General features: G+C 39.4%; 16 protein-coding genes. 10 read left to right on the forward strand and 6 right to left on the reverse strand.

All coding sequences use genetic code 11. The features are described from left to right. The first annotated feature begins 87 nt into the window (after positions 1-87). The 3 genes from aat to infA all read left to right on the forward strand — a co-directional run bounded on the left by aat (position 88) and on the right by infA (position 1,810). Complete coding sequence (aat, locus tag AUR67_RS10115) at positions 88-804, forward strand: leucyl/phenylalanyl-tRNA--protein transferase (protein ID WP_058585185.1); 717 nt, start codon at positions 88-90, stop codon at positions 802-804. Further along, positions 797-1,501 (forward strand): arginyltransferase, encoded by a 705-nt coding sequence (locus AUR67_RS10120; RefSeq protein WP_058585186.1) that lies wholly within the window; start codon positions 797-799, stop codon positions 1,499-1,501. Before aat ends, AUR67_RS10120 begins: the two co-directional genes overlap by 8 nt. 90 nt (positions 1,502-1,591) lie before the next feature. After that, complete coding sequence (gene infA, locus AUR67_RS10125; protein ID WP_002962494.1) at positions 1,592-1,810, forward strand: translation initiation factor IF-1; 219 nt, start codon at positions 1,592-1,594, stop codon at positions 1,808-1,810. A gap of 174 nt (positions 1,811-1,984) precedes the next feature. Here the strand turns inward: infA and clpA are convergent, their stop codons facing one another. Together clpA and clpS are read right to left on the reverse strand one after the other, a co-directional pair. After that, complete coding sequence (gene clpA / locus AUR67_RS10130) at positions 1,985-4,249, reverse strand: ATP-dependent Clp protease ATP-binding subunit ClpA (RefSeq protein ID WP_058585187.1); 2,265 nt, start codon at positions 4,247-4,249, stop codon at positions 1,985-1,987. A gap of 71 nt (positions 4,250-4,320) precedes the next feature. Then, complete coding sequence (clpS, locus tag AUR67_RS10135; RefSeq protein WP_161804337.1) at positions 4,321-4,629, reverse strand: ATP-dependent Clp protease adapter ClpS; 309 nt, start codon at positions 4,627-4,629, stop codon at positions 4,321-4,323. Positions 4,630-4,838: 209 nt separating this feature from the next. On the opposite strand from clpS, the gene cspD reads away from it, so the two are divergent. Both cspD and AUR67_RS10145 read left to right on the forward strand, forming a co-directional pair. After that, positions 4,839-5,054 carry a cold shock domain-containing protein CspD gene (cspD, locus tag AUR67_RS10140; protein WP_036968098.1) on the forward strand — a complete coding sequence of 72 codons (216 nt, stop codon included), beginning with the start codon at positions 4,839-4,841 and terminating at the stop codon, positions 5,052-5,054. 432 nt (positions 5,055-5,486) lie between these two features. Continuing rightward, positions 5,487-7,709 carry an NADP-dependent isocitrate dehydrogenase gene (locus AUR67_RS10145; protein ID WP_058585188.1) on the forward strand — a complete coding sequence of 741 codons (2,223 nt, stop codon included), beginning with the start codon at positions 5,487-5,489 and terminating at the stop codon, positions 7,707-7,709. A 98-nt stretch (positions 7,710-7,807) separates the two neighbouring features. Here AUR67_RS10145 and AUR67_RS10150 read toward each other — a convergent pair whose 3' ends face one another. The 3 genes from AUR67_RS10150 to AUR67_RS10160 form a co-directional block, all read right to left on the reverse strand. Continuing rightward, positions 7,808-10,096 carry an ATP-binding protein gene (locus tag AUR67_RS10150; RefSeq protein WP_152996517.1) on the reverse strand — a complete coding sequence of 763 codons (2,289 nt, stop codon included), beginning with the start codon at positions 10,094-10,096 and terminating at the stop codon, positions 7,808-7,810. 9 nt (positions 10,097-10,105) lie between these two features. Further along, positions 10,106-11,374 carry an ABC transporter substrate-binding protein gene (locus tag AUR67_RS10155; protein ID WP_058585190.1) on the reverse strand — a complete coding sequence of 423 codons (1,269 nt, stop codon included), beginning with the start codon at positions 11,372-11,374 and terminating at the stop codon, positions 10,106-10,108. 122 nt (positions 11,375-11,496) lie between these two features. Next, entirely contained in the window at positions 11,497-13,515 is a 2,019-nt protein-coding gene (locus tag AUR67_RS10160; RefSeq protein ID WP_058585191.1) for an ATP-binding protein, read from the reverse strand. 216 nt (positions 13,516-13,731) lie between these two features. Here AUR67_RS10160 and AUR67_RS10165 point away from each other — a divergent pair, with 216 nt between their 5' ends. The 3 genes from AUR67_RS10165 (at position 13,732) to AUR67_RS21185 (ending at position 17,237) form a co-directional block, all read left to right on the forward strand. Continuing rightward, positions 13,732-15,030 carry a diguanylate cyclase domain-containing protein gene (locus AUR67_RS10165; protein WP_058585192.1) on the forward strand — a complete coding sequence of 433 codons (1,299 nt, stop codon included), beginning with the start codon at positions 13,732-13,734 and terminating at the stop codon, positions 15,028-15,030. An 89-nt stretch (positions 15,031-15,119) separates the two neighbouring features. Continuing rightward, positions 15,120-16,013, forward strand: coding sequence for a TIGR01777 family oxidoreductase (locus AUR67_RS10170; protein ID WP_058585193.1), 894 nt, complete (start codon positions 15,120-15,122; stop codon positions 16,011-16,013). A gap of 558 nt (positions 16,014-16,571) precedes the next feature. Next, positions 16,572-17,237: a GGDEF domain-containing protein gene (locus AUR67_RS21185; protein WP_161805746.1), complete on the forward strand. Its 666-nt coding sequence runs from the start codon at positions 16,572-16,574 to the stop codon at positions 17,235-17,237. A 17-nt stretch (positions 17,238-17,254) separates the two neighbouring features. Here AUR67_RS21185 and AUR67_RS10180 read toward each other — a convergent pair whose 3' ends face one another. After that, positions 17,255-18,205: a LysR family transcriptional regulator gene (locus AUR67_RS10180; RefSeq protein WP_054561674.1), complete on the reverse strand. Its 951-nt coding sequence runs from the start codon at positions 18,203-18,205 to the stop codon at positions 17,255-17,257. A gap of 109 nt (positions 18,206-18,314) precedes the next feature. Here AUR67_RS10180 and AUR67_RS10185 point away from each other — a divergent pair, with 109 nt between their 5' ends. Together AUR67_RS10185 and AUR67_RS10190 are read left to right on the forward strand one after the other, a co-directional pair. After that, complete coding sequence (locus AUR67_RS10185; protein ID WP_058585195.1) at positions 18,315-19,256, forward strand: sodium-dependent bicarbonate transport family permease; 942 nt, start codon at positions 18,315-18,317, stop codon at positions 19,254-19,256. A gap of 83 nt (positions 19,257-19,339) precedes the next feature. After that, positions 19,340-19,759 carry a hypothetical protein gene (locus tag AUR67_RS10190; protein ID WP_058585196.1) on the forward strand — a complete coding sequence of 140 codons (420 nt, stop codon included), beginning with the start codon at positions 19,340-19,342 and terminating at the stop codon, positions 19,757-19,759. Positions 19,760-19,772 lie beyond the last annotated feature (13 nt).

The following is a 19,772-nucleotide window of genomic DNA, read 5'->3' on the forward strand; positions in this document are numbered from 1 at the left end:
CTAAATACTAGGGGCTGTTGTAAAACAGCCCCTTTTTTATAGCTAAATTTTTGTTAAAATCAGAGCAAATAATAATGATACGCTGATATGATCAAGCAATTATACCAACTCTCCCCCGAGACTGTTGATTTTCCAGACCCAGAACTCGCCCTTGATGAACCCGATGGCCTGTTAGCAATTGGCGGGGATTTATCAGTTGAGCGCATTAAAAATGCCTATAACACCGGTATTTTCCCTTGGTTTAGTGACTATGAGCCTATTATGTGGTGGTCACCTAGCATGCGTGGTGTTATTGAGCTTAATGAATTTCATGTTAGTCGCAGTTTAAAAAAGCATTTAAAGCGTTTTCCTGTGCGTGTCACTATTAATCACGCATTTGCCCACGTTATCAATGCTTGTCGTGAGCAACGTATCGATGCAGAAGGTACATGGATCACTGAGCAAATGATGCATGCCTACATTGAAGCGCATCATCAGGGTTTAGCACACAGCCTTGAAGTATGGCACCAAGATGAACTCGTAGCTGGTCTCTATGGCATTATGCAAAATGGCATATTTTGTGGTGAATCAATGTTTCATCAAGTCAGTAATGGCTCAAAACTGGCGATGTGGGCATTAGTTAATTGGCTTAAGAAACATCAAGCCCATTTTATTGATTGCCAACTAGAAAACCCTTATTTAATCACTTTAGGTGCAAAAGTTACCCCACGCAGAGAATTTTTAACTAGACTTAAATTAGCGCACAGTTATGTGCCTAAAAAAGATATGTGGCAACCACAAGAGTTGATTAATATTTATGACTGAGCACTTACCCGCTAGGCTTGGTTTAAGCCAGCAATTTGATTGCAGTTATTTACCCGACCGTCAGGAGCAACTACTTGTTATACTTGATCCAAGTTGTTATTGCCCTGATAAATTTGAACAATTATTAGCATTGGGTTTTAGACGCAGTGGCGACCAAATCTATCGTCCACATTGCCCTATTTGTAACGCCTGTAATTCAGTGCGTGTTTTGGCCCAACAATTTACCCCTTCAAAATCACAAAAGCGCAAAATAAATAAAGCAAATAAGGTTTTCACAGTCAGTTATAGTGAATACGAACGCGCAGAATATTACCCGTTATATTGCAAATACATCACGCAAAGGCATCAAGATGGTTCAATGTTTCCGCCTGATCAAAGTCAGTACGAAAGCTTTTTGTTTTGCCAGTGGCTACCCGTTACGTTCATAGAGTTAAGAGATGGCGATAAATTAGTTGCTGTTGCGGTAACTGATTGCATGACCAATGCCCTATCAGCGATTTATACCTTTTTTGACCCAGATTATGAGCAATACAGTATTGGTAGCATCATGATCATGGAGCAAATTAAATTTGCAAAACAACAAGCAAAACAATTTGTCTATTTAGGTTACCAAATCGACGAATGCACTAAAATGAAATATAAAACCCAATTTTTGCCTGCACAAAAGCACATTGGCGACGAGTGGCTGGCGATTTAATTTACAAAATTGAGCCCTGTAGCTTTACTTATTGCTGTATTTTCGGCAAAATCTGCAGCGTTTAACTATTAAAGAGGTGTTACGCTAAACATGGCGAAAGAAGACGTAATCGAAATGCAAGGTACGGTCCTTGATACTTTACCAAATACAATGTTCCGAGTTGAGCTAGAAAATGGTCACGTTGTTGTGGCTCATATCTCTGGTAAAATGCGCAAAAACTACATCCGCATCTTAACTGGCGACAAAGTAACCGTAGAAATGACTCCTTACGATTTATCGAAAGGTCGCATCGTATTCCGTGCTCGCTAAGTTAGTGCGTTAACGAGAGATTTAGCTTTTTGCTGCTTTGAATGAGCAGGTGTGTTTATTACAAAGAGCTAAAAGCGTTTGTTAAATGGTGTTAAAACTAACTTAGTTTTAATTCCATTTAATAAACAAAAAGCCCAGCAATTGCTGGGCTTTTTGTTTTCAGCTAAAAACAACTTAAGCAGTTTCTAGGCTATCTTCAAAGTCAAAATGGATTTTCTTGTCTTTAACCGATACCTTAACTGAACCACCATCGGCTAGTTCACCAAACAAGATTGCATTTGCCAGCGGCTTTTTAAGCTCATCTTGGATAACACGCGCCATCGGGCGTGCACCCATCGCTTTATCGTAGCCTTTATCTGCCAACCACTCTCTTGCTTTGGATGTAAGTTCAAGGTTAACCGACTTCTTATCAAGTTGCGCTTGTAACTCAACAATGAACTTATCAACCACTTGTAAGATAATTTCTTTCTCAAGGTGATTAAACCAAATGATATTATCTAAGCGGTTTCTAAATTCAGGTGAAAACACTTTATTGATTTCGCTCATCGCATCATGAGAATGGTCTTGTTCAGTAAAGCCTATAGACTTACGAACAGTCTCTTGAACACCCGCATTCGTAGTCATCACCAATACAACATTTCTGAAATCTGCTTTACGACCGTTGTTATCAGTAAGCGTACCGTGATCCATTACTTGCAACAGAATGTTGTAAATATCTGAATGTGCTTTTTCAATTTCGTCCAGTAGCACAACTGCATGCGGGTTTTTAATTACCGCTTCAGTTAATAAACCACCTTGCTCAAAACCTACATAGCCAGGAGGTGCACCAATTAGACGGCTAACCGCATGACGTTCAACATATTCAGACATATCAAAACGAATAAACTCAACACCCATACACTTAGCAAGCTGCTTAGTGACTTCTGTTTTACCAACCCCTGTTGGGCCTGCAAATAAGAACGAACCCACTGGTTTATCTTCGTTAGCAAGGCCTGAGCGCGATAAACGAATTGCTGAAGTCAACGCATCGATTGATTGGTCTTGACCAAACACCAGCATCTTCAAGTTACGGTCAAGGTTTTTAAGTGTCTCTTTATCGCTAGAAGAAACGCTTTGCTGAGGAATACGCGCCATTTTAGATACAATGAGCTCGATATCAGCCACACCAATGGTTTTCTTACGTTTAGAAACAGGCTGTAAACGCTGATTAGCACCGGCTTCATCAATAACATCAATAGCCTTGTCTGGTAAATGACGTTCATTAATGTATTTAGCACTAAGTTCTGCAGCTGCTTTCAATGCCTTTTGTGTATAACGAATACCATGATGCTCTTCGTAACGCTCTTTTAAACCGTTAAGAATTTTCGTGGTATCAGCCACACTTGGTTCAAGCACATCAATTTTTTGGAAACGACGCACTAACGCACGATCTTTTTCAAAGATATTCTTGAACTCGTTATAAGTAGTTGAGCCCATGCAGCGCAGCTTACCACTCGAAAGTAGCGGTTTAATTAGGTTCGATGCATCCATTACACCACCCGATGCTGCACCGGCACCAATGATGGTATGAATTTCATCAATAAATAAAATTGAACCTGGTTTAGCTTGTAACTCTTTAAGCAGCGATTTGAAACGTTTTTCAAAATCACCACGGTATTTGGTACCCGCTAATAATGCGCCCATGTCTAGTGAGTAAACAATTGCATCGGCAATCACTTCAGGCACTTCTTTATTTACAATACGATAAGCTAGGCCTTCAGCAATGGCTGTTTTACCCACCCCAGCTTCACCAACCAAGAGCGGGTTGTTCTTCTTACGACGACATAACACTTGTACAGTGCGTTCAACCTCGTTGTCGCGACCCACTAATGGATCAATATTGCCATCAATTGCCTGTTGATTCAGGTTAGTCGTAAAGTTTTCAAGCTTAGTCGGCTCTTCGCCTTGCACTTCTTGTACTTCTTCATGAATGTCATCGTGGTCTTCACCGCCGATATCATCATCTGTTTTAGAAATGCCATGCGAAATGAAGTTAACAATATCTAAACGGTTAACATCTGATTTTTTAAGTAAATAAACAGCTTGGCTTTCTTGCTCAGAAAAAATTGCCACTAGCACATTAACGCCAGTTACTTCGTTTTTGCCTGATGATTGCACATGAAATACAGCGCGCTGCAAAACGCGCTGAAAACCTAACGTCGGTTGCGTTTCTCTGTCTTCCTCAAGATCAGGAATAACCGGCGTTGTTTCGTCAATAAAATCCGATAATTCGACTTTTAATGCGCCCATATCAACGCCGCAGGCGTTTAGCGCTTCTCCAGCAGAAGGGTTATCGAGCAGTGCAAGTAAAAGATGCTCGACGGTCATAAATTCATGACGGCGTGTTCTCGCTTCGCGAAACGCCGCATTCAAGGTTAGTTCTAAGTCTTTGTTTAGCATTGGCAACCCCTTACTGAGATAATATTTATATACCGTTGTGACGGGCTAATTGGTTCACCCTACCTTGGTATTTATTCCTGCTCACAACTACATAGCAGTGGATGCTCGTTGTCTCGTGCGTAACGATTAACTTGTTCAGCTTTGGTATGAGCTACATCGGCGCTGTAAACACCGCAAATTGCTTTACCGTTATGATGAACTTGAAGCATCACATCTGTTGCTCTATCGCTATCCATATTAAAAAACGTCATTAGTACTTCTATCACAAAGTCCATAGGCGTGTAATCATCATTATTTAAAATGACTTTATATTTTCGCGGTGGTTGCAATTTTTGCTTTTCACTGTCGCGAACTGTTTCAATAACACCAGAATCTTTCATGCCACTCATAATTAAATATAGTCTTGTCTTTAGAACTCAAGCAAACTTGAATAAAAAAATAAATAAATTGTTAAAAAATAGTCTAAAACACTTGACTGACTGGCTAAATAAACTACAGTCAAATATAGATTGATTAATCATTAGTCAGTCTAGCAAATTACACGGTTTAGAATAACTAAATTAGTCAACTTATAGAAGGATGTAGAAGTATGGCTTGTGGAAAAGTCAAATGGTTCAACAATGCCAAAGGTTTTGGCTTCATCGTAGAAGACGGCAGCGAGACTGATATATTCGCTCATTACTCAACGATTGTAATGGACGGTTATAAAACACTTAAAGCTGGTCAAGATGTAACATTCGAATTGCAACAAGGTCCAAAAGGGTTACACGCAACGAATATTGCGCCTAACGATGAAATCTCTTAGGTAATACCTATTCGAGTATCAAGCGAGCGACCTTGTTAAGATCCTCGCTTACTCTTCTCATTTAAATATATCTATCACTTCCCTTGAAATTCCATTTCTTTACCCCAATTGTTTAATTGTTATTAGCCCTTTAGAGCCAAGCTTGTTACACTCTTGTTGCTTAAATTTAGCTTTTTCGTCATTTTGACGTAAGGCTTTTGGCTAATTTCATAATTTGCTTATTTGAGCTATAAGAATTTTACAGTCTGTCAGCTGTGGTTATTTTAATACTATGTATTGAGTTACAACAGCTAACAGACTGCTTGCTGTTGTTTTATCAAAGCACTTAAGCTTGGTAATTCAAGGCTATCTATTGCATTGTTGAATATGGCTAATTAAGGGTTACTGCTAGCAGTCATTACCAAACATTACGCCAACTATCTAGGAATGATGATGACATCAAAAATTATCTATACTAAAACAGATGAAGCGCCAGCTCTTGCGACGTATTCATTGTTACCAATCATCCAAGCGTATACAAACGCTGCGGGTGTTGAAGTTGAAACTCGCGATATTTCATTAGCGGGCCGTGTAATTGCAAACTTCCCTGAGTACTTAACTGAAGATCAACGTATTGATGATGCACTTGCAGAGTTAGGTGAAATGGCTAAAACACCTGAAGCTAACATTATCAAGTTACCTAATATCAGTGCTTCTATCCCTCAGCTACGTGCAGTAATCAAAGAGTTACAAGAAAAAGGTTACGCATTACCTGACTACCCTTCAGAGCCAAATACTGATGAAGAAAAGAAAGTTAAAGCAACTTACGACAAAATCAAAGGTTCTGCTGTAAACCCGGTACTTCGTGAAGGTAACTCAGACCGTCGTGCTCCAGGTTCAGTAAAAGAGTACGCACGTAACAATCCACACTCAATGGGTGCATGGAGCAAAGATTCTCAGTCTTACGTTGCTAGCATGGAAGAAGGTGACTTCTTCGGTTCTGAGCAATCAGTAACTGTTGCAGAAGCAACTGACGTACGTATCGAGCATGTTGCTGAAAATGGTGACATTACAGTTCTTAAAGCAAGCACACCATTACTAGCGGGTGAAGTAATTGACGCGTCTCGCATGAGTGCTGCAAAGCTTCAAGCTTTCCTTGCAAAAGAAATTCAAGCAGCAAAAGACAAAGGCGTGTTGTTCTCATTACACATGAAAGCAACTATGATGAAAGTGTCTGACCCAATTATCTTCGGTCACGCTGTAAAAGTGTTCTTCAAAGACGTATTCACAAAACACGCTGATCTTTTCAAAGAACTAGATGTTGACGTAAACAACGGCTTTGGTGATGTATTCTCAAAAATCGAAAGCCTAGATGCAGCTAAGAAAGCTGAAATCGAAGCTGATATCCAAGCGGTATACGACAACAACCCTGCTATTGCAATGGTTGATTCTGACCGTGGTATCACTAACCTTCACGTACCAAGTGATGTAATCATCGATGCATCAATGCCTGCTGCAATCCGTTCTAGCGGTCAAATGTGGAATAGCGAAGGTAAATTACAAGACACGAGCTTTGTAATTCCAGATCGTTGTTACTCAGGTGTTTACCAAGCAACTATCGATTTCTGTAAAGAAAATGGTGCATTCGATCCAACAACTATGGGTAGCGTACCTAACGTTGGTCTTATGGCTCAAAAAGCTGAAGAGTACGGTTCACACGACAAAACGTTTGAAGTAGCTGCTGCTGGTACAATCCGTGTAGTTGACACAGCTGGTACAACTTTACTTGAGCATGCTGTTGAGCAAGGTGATATCTGGCGTATGTGTCAGGTGAAAGACGCACCAATCCAAGATTGGGTTAAACTTGCTGTTAATCGCGCTCGCGCAACTAACACGCCAGCAGTTTTCTGGTTAGACGAAAACCGTGCACACGATGCTGAGCTAATCAAAAAAGTAAACGCGTATTTACCACAACATGATACTGATGGTCTTGAGATCCACATCTTAGCACCAATTGAAGCGACTAAGTTCTCATTAGAGCGTATCAAAGAAGGTAAAGACACTATTTCAGTAACTGGTAACGTATTACGTGACTACCTAACTGACTTATTCCCAATTCTTGAGCTTGGTACAAGTGCTAAAATGCTTTCAATCGTACCACTTATGAATGGTGGTGGCTTATTCGAAACAGGTGCAGGTGGTTCAGCGCCTAAGCACGTTCAACAGTTCGAAAAAGAAAACCACTTACGTTGGGATTCATTAGGTGAGTTCTTAGCGCTAGCGGCTTCTTTAGAGCACTTAGCAGTTAATACTGGTAATAAGAAAGCACAAGTTCTTGCTGATACACTTGATAAAGCAACTGGTACTTTCCTAGCTGAAAACAAATCACCTTCACGTAAAGTGAAAGAGATTGATAACCGTGGTTCGCACTTCTTCCTTTCTTTATTCTGGGCACAAGAACTTGCTGCACAAAATGATGATGCGGAATTAAAAGCACAGTTCACACAAATCGCTGCTAATCTTGAGTCTCAAAAAGACCAAATCGTTTCTGAATTAAACGATGCACAAGGTCCAGCAATGAGTGTTGGCGGTTACTTCCAACCAAATGATGAGTTAGCATTCAAAGCAATGCGTCCAAGCTCAACATTTAATGACATCCTAGCTAAACTGGTTTAATTCATTTAAACCTAATTAATTAGCTATAAGAGAGTTACCTCAGTGTGTGTTTACCACCAGAGGTAACTCTTTTTATTTTAGCGACTCACAATCAATTTTTAGCAGTCACTCGTAGCGTTCACTTCACTTTTAGACCACTTTAGTAAAGCCGTTTTAACACATTGGTAGTCAATCGGCTTGGCAACAAAATCATTCATTCCTGCGGCAAAACATCGTTGCTTATCTGTTTCAAGCACATTGGCCGTTAAGGCAATAATAGGGGTAGCTTTATACTCTGGCATTTCTCTTATGCGTATTGTTGCTTGCGGGCCATCAAGTACAGGCATCTGCATATCCATAAATATAATATCAAAGCTGTTATGCAGATTATTTTCCCCAATATGTTCCTTACATAGCGCAACAGCCTGCTCGCCATCCCCTGCTATTTTTATTGAGCTTATACCAAACTCATTTAACATAGCTTCGATAACAACCTGATTAATATCATTGTCTTCGACTACAAGTACATGTAGTGATGAAAAGTCGACTTGTTCCTCTTCGCTTTCTTGCTGAATTTCGGTTTCAAACTCAGAGTGCTCAATAACCTGTGTTGTTTTTAACTCAAAATAAAAGCAAGAACCCTGCCCTAGATCACTTTCTACCTGCAAAGGAGCATTCATCAAATTTAGTAATTTACTTGAGATAGCAAGGCCGAGCCCTGTACCACCAAAGCGCCGTGTAATTGAGGTATCCGCTTGAGAAAACGCTTCAAATAGCTTACCGAGATTTTCTTTTGCTATACCTATTCCTGTATCAATCACACTAAATTTGATGCTCAGATCATCACCGCCTAGCTCATTAATTTTTACGTTTAGCGTCACACTACCTTTTTCGGTGAATTTAATTGCATTCCCCATAAGGTTTATCAACACTTGTTTTAGGCGGGCTTCATCAGCAAAGAAAACACAATGTTGATACTCCTCAGCAACAGAAATATTCAACTTGATATGCTTACTTTGGGCTTGCTCTTTAAATAAATGTTGTAGCTCATCTAGTAGCGAATTTAAATGTATAGGCACAGACTCTAGCTCAATTTTAGACGCTTCGATCTTACTTATATCTAAAATGTCGTTGATGATTACCAATAAACCTGCCCCTGAAGATTGTATAATATTTAGCATCTTCATTTGTTCATGAGACAAACTAGTGCGACTCAACTGCCGCGCCATTCCTAGTATGCCATTCATGGGAGTTCTAATTTCATGGCTCATATTTGCCAAAAATTCTGATTTCACTTTAGTTGTATGCTCGGCTGTTTTCTTCGCCTGAGTTAAATCTTGACTGAGCACCCGAAATCTATCTGCAGCCTTGGCTAGAACACCTATTTCGTCTTTACGTGTTAAATCATTAATAGGCGCCGATAAGTTGCCACCCAAAAAGTGTTGAAAACTGACCGTTAAGCGTTTTATTGCATGGGTTATTTGTAGATGGAAAAATGCTGCTAAGGCCATAATATAAATAAGTACGCCAATAGCAAGCACTCGAAGAGTCTGATCTGTCTTAATTACAGTATCTTGCGCTTTTCTTTTAATCATCTGCAAACGAGCTAAAGATTCTTCACGTAATTTATCTGCAAGAGTACTAAATTCTATCGCATCGCCAGCCATGACAACATTTACTAAACTTAAATAGTTTCGATTGGCTTGTACTGCCCTAGAAAATGCCTGTTGGTATGTTTTTGCAAGCTGACTGCTTTTTGTAAATTTAGAATTTGATTGCCCACTGATAGATAGCACTCTTAATGCTTGGTTAACTGCTGCTCTTTTAGAGTAATCTTTTTTAGCAAGAAACAATGAGGCGTCGCGATGTAATCCATGCCATACATTAAGTTGCTCTGTGATCACAAGCTTCTCTTCGCTTGAAGCCGCATTTAATTTGAGGCTATCTAAAAGATTAATAGCCTCTAAATATATTCCCGGAAGTTTATCGTCAGCGAGCTGCGTTTTGATTTCATAGCGCTTTGCAAGTACTTCTAAATTGTCGCCATATCTACTTATAAGTTGCGCCATCGAATTGAGGTAAACTTGGCTTTGAAGCTCATCGCTTGTTAAATCAACGCTTTCTAACCGTGTTTTTATGCTTTCGAAATTCTCTATGATTTTGCTAAATACGGTTTTGCTACCAGAAAACCCATAAACCGAAATATCTCGCTGCATTTCAACTATATCTTTATTTATACGAAGTATACCAACGGCATAATTACTAATACGGCTTATATCGTTAAAAGAGGCTTCAATGCTATGTAATCGCTTGTTCAGAACGAAATAACTCGCCCCCATAGCAAGCAGAACCAGCGTCAATGCTAATAAAACCTTCGCGGCTAATGACCTAGAAAAAATGGTTATCAAAGCGGCCCCTTATGAGTTCAATAATTCATACCATTTATCTAAACTATAATCATAATTCGGCATAACCGTATTCCACACTGCTATGTTCGAAAAGCGTTTGATATAGCTACCTCCATCACGTACTTGACCCGCTTGCACAGATATTTTGCCGTCTGTTCCACGTAAATCGATGGATGCTTCTTGGCCTTCATACCAATATTGCCACTCTGGTTTTGACATGAGAGGCTGACTCCGCTCAGGATTAGAAATGTAATACCCTTGTCTAGCGATAAATGCACCTGGATAACCAGAAAGCCACCAATTCATGTATTCATAAGCAGCATCTTTAACATGACCTTGTGCATTAGCAGATAAGCACATTACTCCATGCCAAGCGCGATAACCTTCTTTCGGTGAAGCATAAACAACCGGGATACCTTGCCCTTTGCAGGCACTGACACCGGGCGAAAACATACTTTGAATAGTTACGCGTTTCATTTTCATAAAGTCGACCGACTGCGGCACCGAAGTCCAAAAGCCAGCAAAGTGACCTTGCCTTTTCTTTTGCAGCAAAATTGCAAACAACTGATCAATTTCGCTAATGCTCATGTTGCCCATATCTTTAAAGGTCATCAGTCCCTGCGCCTCGGCAGCTAAGGCTGCATCAAAAATACCGATTGTTGGTGCATTAACAAGGGCGACTTTGCCTTTATTCTTTTCATCGAGTAGCCAAGACCAAGACTCGGTTTGGTAAGGAGTCCCCTTTTCTATGAACTGAGTGTTGTAACCAAACGAGTCGACATTATGCACGTAGGGCAAGAAACTAATCGAATTAGTTGGTTTAGTTGCAAGCGTGCCATCTGGCTGTACATACAGAATTTTGTTCGGAGAATCGCCAGCACCTAACTTGGCATCAGGTACGATTTTACCTGTTTTAGAAAGTGGATTGATTTCATGCCAATAGGTTAATCGCTCTGTTTCGATAGGTTGAATAGCACCTGCTTGCCAAAGAATATTAATTGAATCTGACCATTGCTCATATAAGTCAAAACTGCTTGGATCTGCCGCAGCTTTTTGCAGCACTGCAGCACTGCCCATTGGGGTAAATTCAATATTAATACCCAGCTCAAGCATGGCTTTTTGTCTGAGCTCTTCTTGCAAAGTAACATGTGTGCCCATTACCCTAATTGTGGGAGTATTCTTAGCGAATACATAGGGAGCTTTAAGGGCAACTGTTGATGCTATAGCACCAACACCTAATGTTTTTAAAAAGTCTCGGCGGTTATCTGAGTAGCCCATTTAGTATTTCCAACATATTAAACCCATTAAAAGTATAGGTTAAATTTGAAAATAGCCTAAAATAACTACTCATTTAGCCAGCAATTATTTTTCTAAGCCGAGTATTCACAAACTACAATTATTTACATTAAAAAATGCTCTTTAGCTGTCACAATTGCTTGCTCAATAGCCGTATTTTTAACTGGCTTTGAAACAAACAAATCCATTCCAGCTTGCTTGCAAGCAGCTTTATCATCTGCAGAGGTATTGGCTGTTAGAGCAATGATATAAGTTTTATCAGTTGGGCAAATTTGTTCATCTCTTAAAATACGAGTTGCTTCAATACCATCCATTTCAGGCATGACACAATCCATAAAAATCAGGTTATAGCTATTTTGTTGGCACTTATTTATCGCATCAATACCATCGCAAGCATAATCGGCCGTTAAGCCTAACTTTTCTAGGTGTGCTTTTAAGACAAAGCGGTTAATTTGGTTATCATCAACAACCAGTATCGATAAAGGCAAGGCTGAAAAGTCGATATCAGAGGCATGCAGCGTATCATGTGATTGTGGCTGTCCTAGTTTTAGAGGTAATTGAATATCAAAACAACTGCCTTTTTTATGTTCACTACTAACCTTTATTGTGCCCCCCATATAATCAATAAGCTCCTTCACTATTGCAAGGCCAAGACCCGTGCCCCCCTTTTTACGGTCCTTATTTAGCTCTTGGGTAAATGGTGAAAACAGTGACTTCATAAAGGTTTCTGTCATGCCTATGCCCGTATCAGAAACTCTTAAATTTAAGGTGACATCGTCATTTTGAACCCTAGCAGATACGTATAACTTAATAGTGCCTTGCTCGGTAAACTTTAAGGCATTACTCAGTAAGTTAGACGCAATTTGAGTGAGTCGGGTGTTATCACAGTAAGTCCAACACTCTTCACTAATATCAATATCGACGTCAAAATTAAGATTCTTTTCTTGGTATAAAGGTAAGTACAAAGACGCTAAATCAACAAAAATTGTTTTTAATAAAAAGTGACTAGGCTCTAATTTCAGTTCACCATGATTTATTTTAGAAAAGTCGAGCACTTCGTTGATGATGTTTAATAAGATATCTGCACTGCGAAGGGCAACTTTGAGTTTTTCTTCTCGCTTTTGCTCTGACTTTTCATAAAGTAAAGTCGTTAGCATGCCTGTAATGCCATTTAACGGCGTGCGCAGTTCATGGCTAATCTTAGCCAGCAAGATACTTCGGTCTTCAAGAGTTCGCACAGCATCCGCTTTTTGCTTTTTAAGCTCCTCACGAAGTAGCACCTCTTTCGTTACATCTTGAAAAGTACCTATTAAACGAACGCATTGCCCGTTTTCAAATTCCGCTTCGCCATACGTTGAAACCCATACAGGATTCCCTTTCGCTGTAATAAGCTGAATTTCAATATTCCAATCTTTACCATGCTCAATTGCTTCTTGGACTACTTGTTGTATTGCATCACGACTTTCACCTTCTTTATAAAATTCAATAGCCGTTTCAAGGTTTGGAGAATAATCTGAAGGGACTTCATGGATTGCTTTAGTTTGCTTGCTCCAGTACAGCTTATTTTCTAGCAAGTCGAGTTCCCAAGACCCTATACGAGCAACCTCTTCAACTTGCGCCAGCATATAGTTCTTTTTTATTAACCGTTCTGAAGAAGCATTGCGTGCTATTTCGTTACCTAACCACTGAGCAAATAACTCTACATAATCGTGAGACTCTTCACTAAAAGGTTTTGATACGTTAGGCGCTGAGAAGTTAACTGTGCCGAACACCTTTTTGCCAACAAAAATAGGCGCGCCAATGTAAGATTCGAGTTGAAAATTTACATAACAAGGGTGCTGTGCAATCCGACTATTTGAGGCATTATGAAATGAAAGCGCTTTATTAGCTTTTAAGGTGTGAGCACAGTAGGTACCTTCCATATCGAATTGCGTACCAACCGGGATTGCATTATCAGGCGCCACCACATGAAGGACCGTATAGAGCTTGTCATCAACTTGACTCACAATCGCAAATTCGAGATCAAATACCTCTAAACCAAATTCTAGTAACTTGATTACTTTGTCGGAAAAATCAATTTCTTGATTAGATACTATATCGTGGAATTGGCGCAGAAAGTTCACAGTCACTCCTTGTCACTTAAAACTGCATCTAGTTCAAGTTAGCATATCAATAAATTACTGAGCGTACACTTAAAACAGGCTAAAGAACCAAATTTCATTAAAAACATCATAAGATAGCATTAAAACAGCCGTTTTTTGTTGATAAATTGGCAAAGTTCGATGATTGGTCAATACTTTTCAACTAAGAGCTAATAATTTTAGGCTACTACTATTTTAATGTCGCTGAGAGCTAAATTTATCCTTCTACTTTCCTCTATTTTTTTAGTGGTGGTAGCCAATACCTTCATTATCTATGTATTAGATAAGCAAGGTCAGGCTAAGCTTGAGGCGGTGATCCATACTCATGATGTTCTCGATGAATCTGAAAAGCTCTACAATCAATTAACAAACGCAGAAACTGGGCAACGTGGTTATTTATTAACTCAAGACCTCAATTATTTAGAACCCTACTACACAGCACTTGAACAAGTTAAACAACATTTATTGACTATCAATAAGCTAACGCTAAATTACCCCGAACAACAAGACACTCTTACTAAAATTGATGAGATGGTCGACAAAAAATTAGCAGAGTTAGCATTAACTGTCACACTTGTAATGCAAGGCACGCCATATGCCCTCGAAGAAGCTAAAGCGATTGTGTTAACGAATGAGGGTAAAAAGTATATGGACCAGATCCGCGAGCATATTTTACTGTTTCAAAATACTGAACTTGCCAAGTTAGAACAGCAAAATGCTGACTACCAAAAAAACAGACTATTTATAACTCGCTTCGTAACTTTGCAAATACCATTAATGCTCATCTTGTTAGTTTTTTGCGCTTTTTATATCAATGCAAAGCTTTTTAAACCTCTTAAGTTATTAATTCAAAACACTGATCAACTAGAAAAAGGCGAAAAACCAAAAACGTTGACGATTAGTAGCCATGATGAAATTGGCTATCTGTTAAAACGCTTTGCACGCATGAGTGACATCGTTTATGAGCGAACGAGTAAGTTAAATTTTCAAGCTAGTCATGATCATCTAACAGGTGTTTTAAATCGCACAGAGTTAAAGCCTGCATTGAAGCAAGCCATTACTACTTGCTCTGAAGACAATAAACTGGCTGTTATATTTATAGATATAAATAAATTTAAACAACTCAATGATGAATACGGCCATTTAATTGGTGACCAAGTTCTTATTGAAACCGCAAAACGGATTACGTCATCAGTGAGAGCCGATGATGATGTGTATCGTTATGGGGGAGATGAATTCGTCATAATTACACATAATATCACTAAATACAGACACATTAATGCCATGATCACGCATCTATTGGCACGTTTTGATAACCCATTTGTACTTGAACAGCTCACATTAAATATTTCATTAAGTATTGGGGTAGCCCTTGCTCCAGATCACAGCCTAGATCACCAAGAATTGCTGAGATTAGCTGACCAAGCAATGTATCACGCTAAACATGAGTTAAAAAATAGCTATCATATTTACAACAACCACAATCAAGAAGACTAATCTAAATTACTGCTTTATACGTATATATTTGCAAAAATCACCATCACTATGTATAAAAAATACACACACATATTAATTAAGGCAGCACTATGCATATTTTATTAACAGGTGGAACAGGCCTCATTGGTAGACATTTGTGCCCTTTTTTATTGAATCACCACAAGGTTACTGTGCTAACACGCAACCCTATTCAAGCCGCGGTCATACTGACTCATCAAGTACACACTGTTAAATCACTCGATGAGGTTAACTTTGAAGAGGTTGACGCTGTCATTAATCTAGCTGGAGAGCCCATCGTCAACAAGCGCTGGAGCGAGTCGCAAAAACGCACTTTACTGAATAGCCGGATTAATCTTACTTTACAGATATCTAAAGCAATTAGCCGCTGTGAATCGCCTCCTCATACCTTTATTTCTGGCAGTGCGATTGGCTTTTATGGCCGCCAAGAAAACCAGCCAATTGATGAAAGCTTTAATGATATTTATCCTGAATTTAGCCATGTTCTTTGCCGTGATTGGGAGCATGCAGCGACGAAAGCACAATCTGACCAAACTCGAGTATGCTTACTTCGTACAGGTATCGTATTAGCTAAGCAAGGTGGTGCTTTAGGTAAAATGCTGCCTGCTTTTAAATTTGGCTTGGGCGGTCCATTAGGCCAAGGCCAACAAGGAATGTCGTGGATCCACATTGACGACATGATCCAACTCATCCTTTTTGTGCTTTCACATCAAGAGATACACGGGCCTGTCAATGCCACTGCGCCAAACCCTGTTGATAATAATGAATTTAGTCAAACACTCGCAAATGTGATTTCGCGACCTGCCATGCTACGTATGCCAAGTTGGGTTTTAAAATTGATGATGGGAGAAATGTCTGATCTTCTGCTTCATGGTCAATTTGTGCTCCCGAATAAACTACTTAGTCACAATTATCGGTTTCACTATCCAACATTAAAACCAGCATTAGAGAGTTTAAAATTATAGTTACAATGTACGGGTTGCTAATACCCAACTAATACATAATAATTAAATAGGTTTTAGTCGAGTGATTCGTCAGGGAAAGTCATGATGCATTTACCCACCATAATCAGCATCTCAATTTTATTGAATGTGATTATTGGGTCGTTCTTATTGTCTTTGTATTTTCTAAGGCAACAATCAAGTTATTTATATTGGGGTAGCTCGTGTCTCATATTTGTAGGCGCACAAATAGCAGCTTCTTTGCGTATTTTTATCGACCTTCCTCTAATTACACATTATCTAGCTGATTTACTGATAATTTCAGCTCCCTTAGCAGCCATACTAGGTATTCATGCTTACAGTCAATCAGACAAAAAATGTCAAAATAAATGTGCATATGTGTTAGTTGCAGCTGCAGTAATATTACTCCTTTCTTATGATTCACCATTTAACCAGATAATTACAACAGCCATAATTGCAGCATGTTTTAGCTATGCAGCTTTCGCGCTAAGGAAGTTGCATGTTAAACGCATCATGCATTTAGTATTACTCAAGTTGTGTTTCGTCATTCACGCTTTGATTATGGTAACCCAGTTTTCACTACTACTTAGTGATTACCTAGGTTTGTTGCAAACAGACTTGAAACAAATATTAGCTGTTATTCTCATAAGCCATATTGTTATTACCACACTAACCGCCATGATCTGGCCATTAATGATGTTCTTAGAGCATGAGCAAGTACTGAGTGACCTTGCTAATCGTGATTCGCTAACCGGTTTATTGAATCGTCGAGCGTTTATTAGCGTTAGTAACAATTATTTAGAACAAGCAAACAACAACCTAACAAAACTTTGCGCTTTGATGATAGATATCGATTTCTTCAAGAGAGTTAATGATCAGCATGGCCACGAAACGGGTGATGAAGCACTTAAGTGGGTTGCTAAAAAGATTAAAAGCCAGCTACGTGAGCACGATTTAGTGGCTAGGATTGGCGGTGAAGAGTTTGCAGTGATACTACCCAATACTAGCCAAGCTCAGGGAGAAATCCTATCAGAGCGAATTCGTTTAGCCATTCATAATGATAGCTTTGTGCACAATGACCATGAAATAAACCTGTCTATCAGTATCGGTATTATCACCCATAAATCAGGCACCAATAATGTTAACGAGCTACTCGCTGAGGCCGATAAGGGTTTATACAAAGCAAAATTAAATGGCCGTAATCAGGTTGTGACCATGGCATTTTAACGTGACAGCTTGTTAGTTTAATTTAAACTTTCATTTAGCTGACTTAACTCATTGGTCACCCACTGTTTATCTAAGCATTGCTCTAAGTTCAGTTGGGCAAATTTTAAAAAGTTGCGCGCCGCATGTGATAAATGGCGATCGGTGCGCACCACAAAATACCAATGGCTGGCCAAATTCACATCTTCAACATTTAGCATGCAAAAACTCGTATCGTGAGGTGGCAATACATGGCGCGAAACCACCCCCAGCCCCATTCCTGAGCCAACAGCAACACGAATAGCCTCGTTACTCGCCATTTGCACTGTGTTGCTAAGGACAAAACCTCTGCTTTGCAGTTCACTCTCAAACAGCATTCGCGTAGCTGAACCTGGCTCGCGAAGTAAAAAACGTTCACTCACTAAATCATGTAAAGTTACATGACTTTTACTTGCAAGCTTATGGTTATTTGCAGCAATAAATACCAAAGGATTTTGTAAAAACCGGCCCGCTTTTGCGTGTTCTAACGAAGGGGGGTGACTAAATACATAAATATCGTCTTCGCCTCTTTCAAACCGGGCAAGCACCTCAGCACGATTACCAATCTCTAGTGGCAATTCAACATGCGGATGTAAATTACTATACGGGCCAAGTAACTTAGGCAAAATATATTGTGCGGTGTTAACCATGGCTATTTTACAGCGCCCGCGCTCACCGCCTCTAAGCTCAGCTAAGTAATCTTGATAATCATCAAAATGACCAAACACCTGCTGACATGTTTGAAACAACGCAAAACCCGCTTCTGTAACATGTATTCGCTGCTGATTAACCATCACTAATGGCTCATTAACTGTTTCTTGTAAGCGTTTAATTTGTTGCGAAACCGTTGGTTGCGTTAAGTGTAACTGCCTTGCTGTTTCACTGATAGAGCGCGTTTTTACCACACACATAAACACTTCTAGTAAGCGAAAAGAAATATGTCTTAAGTCCATAAAACCCAATCTATAGATAATTATCTATAAGATACTATCACTTATTTAATTATTTACTATGTGAATTTTTATCTAGAATAGCGGCGCTTTTAATCAAGAGGAGAACAAAGTGCCTGATATTGTTGTAATGTTTTTTGTTTTAGGACTCACAGCCGGATTACTTCGCTCTGACCTAAAAATTCCGCAAGCAACCTATGAAACCCTTAGCCTATTGTTGATGCTCACCATTGGCTTAAAAGGCGGCATGGTGCTACATGGCAATTTACATTGGCAACTCTTACCCGAAATGGGCGCTGTGTTACTGCTTGGCGGCTTAATACCTTTAATGCTTTACCCTGTTTTAAACAAACTTCTAAACCTCTCTGTTGCTAATAGCGCAAGTATTGCCGCACACTATGGTTCTGTAAGTGCAGGTACATTCGCCGTTGCTTTAGCATATGCCGAATCGAACTCACTTAATGTGGGTGCTGAAGTCACGCTTTACTTAGTAATGCTTGAGTTACCTGCCATCATCGTTGGTTTATTACTATTCCGCCGTCTGGGAAATGGGTCTGGGCAAAACCTATCACTCAAAGCGCTATGGCATGAAACACTGACTAACAAAAGCGTGATTCTGCTTGTAGGTGGTGTAATTATTGGCATGATGTACGGCACACAACAAGGCAGCCAAGTAACTAGCCTTTTAACAAACAGCTTTAAAGTTGTATTAGCGTTATTCTTGCTCGAAATGGGTTTAATGGCCGCACAAACACTGCGCCCTATTCCATGGCATCATTGGCGTTTAGCATTATTTGCACTTATAACACCTAACCTATTGGGTGCTATCGGCGTCTGTGTTGGTACTGCCCTTCAACTCGAACTGGGCTCGGTAGTAATATTAGCAAGCCTAGTTGCTAGTGCCTCTTATATTGCTGCTCCAGCGGCTATTAAAGCAGCGATTCCTGATGCTGATATAGGCTTAGCCATGTTATGTTCTTTAGGTATTACCTTTCCTTTCAATGTATTACTAGGAATTGGTTTGTATCATCAAATAGCATTGTATATGAGTTAAAAGATTCGCTAACGATCACTTTATGCATGAGATTTTTTAAAAAGTCGTTTAATATAAATAAAAAAGCAGTGCAAGGACATGCTATGTTCAATCAAACGCTTAGCACTGAGCAACAGCATGTAAGTGATATTTTTATGCGCTTATGTACGCTTTGCCAGGTGCGAAATAATTTAGAATTAGAGCAACATTTATCATTACAACGTGGCTTTTGTGAGCAAAGTATTGAGCTTGCAACTGTTCCTTATGAGTTAATTGATAAAGTGGCTAAAGCTTCTGAGGTTAGCTTTGATTCACTACTTAATGGTAATAACCAAACCACAGCTACACTCGATGGGCCGGTATTAGAAGCAGTGAGTAACGGTATTATCAAGAGTATAAAAAAGCTATCAATGGCGGGGTTAATTAAGGGTGAAAACCAAACGCAAGAAGCACTTAGCCAACTTGCAGATATTCAGCTAAAACAAATAGCAAAAGAGCTCAAAATACAAAGCCAGGTTAAATAACCTGGCTTTTTTA

The organism is Pseudoalteromonas sp. XI10 (assembly GCF_001469895.1).
GTDB lineage: Bacteria > Pseudomonadota > Gammaproteobacteria > Enterobacterales > Alteromonadaceae > Pseudoalteromonas.

Bases quoted from the DNA above. Each gene is read 5' to 3' on its own strand.
- AUR67_RS10120 (WP_058585186.1), top strand. From the start codon at position 797: ATGACTGAGCACTTACCCGCTAGGCTTGGTTTAAGCCAGCAATTTGAT.
- clpS (WP_161804337.1), bottom strand. From the start codon at position 4,629: ATGAAAGATTCTGGTGTTATTGAAACAGTTCGCGACAGTGAAAAGCAA.
- aat (WP_058585185.1), top strand. From the start codon at position 88: ATGATCAAGCAATTATACCAACTCTCCCCCGAGACTGTTGATTTTCCA.
- AUR67_RS10145 (WP_058585188.1), top strand. From the start codon at position 5,487: ATGACATCAAAAATTATCTATACTAAAACAGATGAAGCGCCAGCTCTT.
- infA (WP_002962494.1), top strand. From the start codon at position 1,592: ATGGCGAAAGAAGACGTAATCGAAATGCAAGGTACGGTCCTTGATACT.
- AUR67_RS10190 (WP_058585196.1), top strand. From the start codon at position 19,340: ATGTTCAATCAAACGCTTAGCACTGAGCAACAGCATGTAAGTGATATT.
- AUR67_RS10180 (WP_054561674.1), bottom strand. From the start codon at position 18,205: ATGGACTTAAGACATATTTCTTTTCGCTTACTAGAAGTGTTTATGTGT.
- cspD (WP_036968098.1), top strand. From the start codon at position 4,839: ATGGCTTGTGGAAAAGTCAAATGGTTCAACAATGCCAAAGGTTTTGGC.
- AUR67_RS10165 (WP_058585192.1), top strand. From the start codon at position 13,732: ATGTCGCTGAGAGCTAAATTTATCCTTCTACTTTCCTCTATTTTTTTA.
- AUR67_RS10155 (WP_058585190.1), bottom strand. From the start codon at position 11,374: ATGGGCTACTCAGATAACCGCCGAGACTTTTTAAAAACATTAGGTGTT.
- AUR67_RS21185 (WP_161805746.1), top strand. From the start codon at position 16,572: ATGGTAACCCAGTTTTCACTACTACTTAGTGATTACCTAGGTTTGTTG.
- AUR67_RS10170 (WP_058585193.1), top strand. From the start codon at position 15,120: ATGCATATTTTATTAACAGGTGGAACAGGCCTCATTGGTAGACATTTG.
- clpA (WP_058585187.1), bottom strand. From the start codon at position 4,249: ATGCTAAACAAAGACTTAGAACTAACCTTGAATGCGGCGTTTCGCGAA.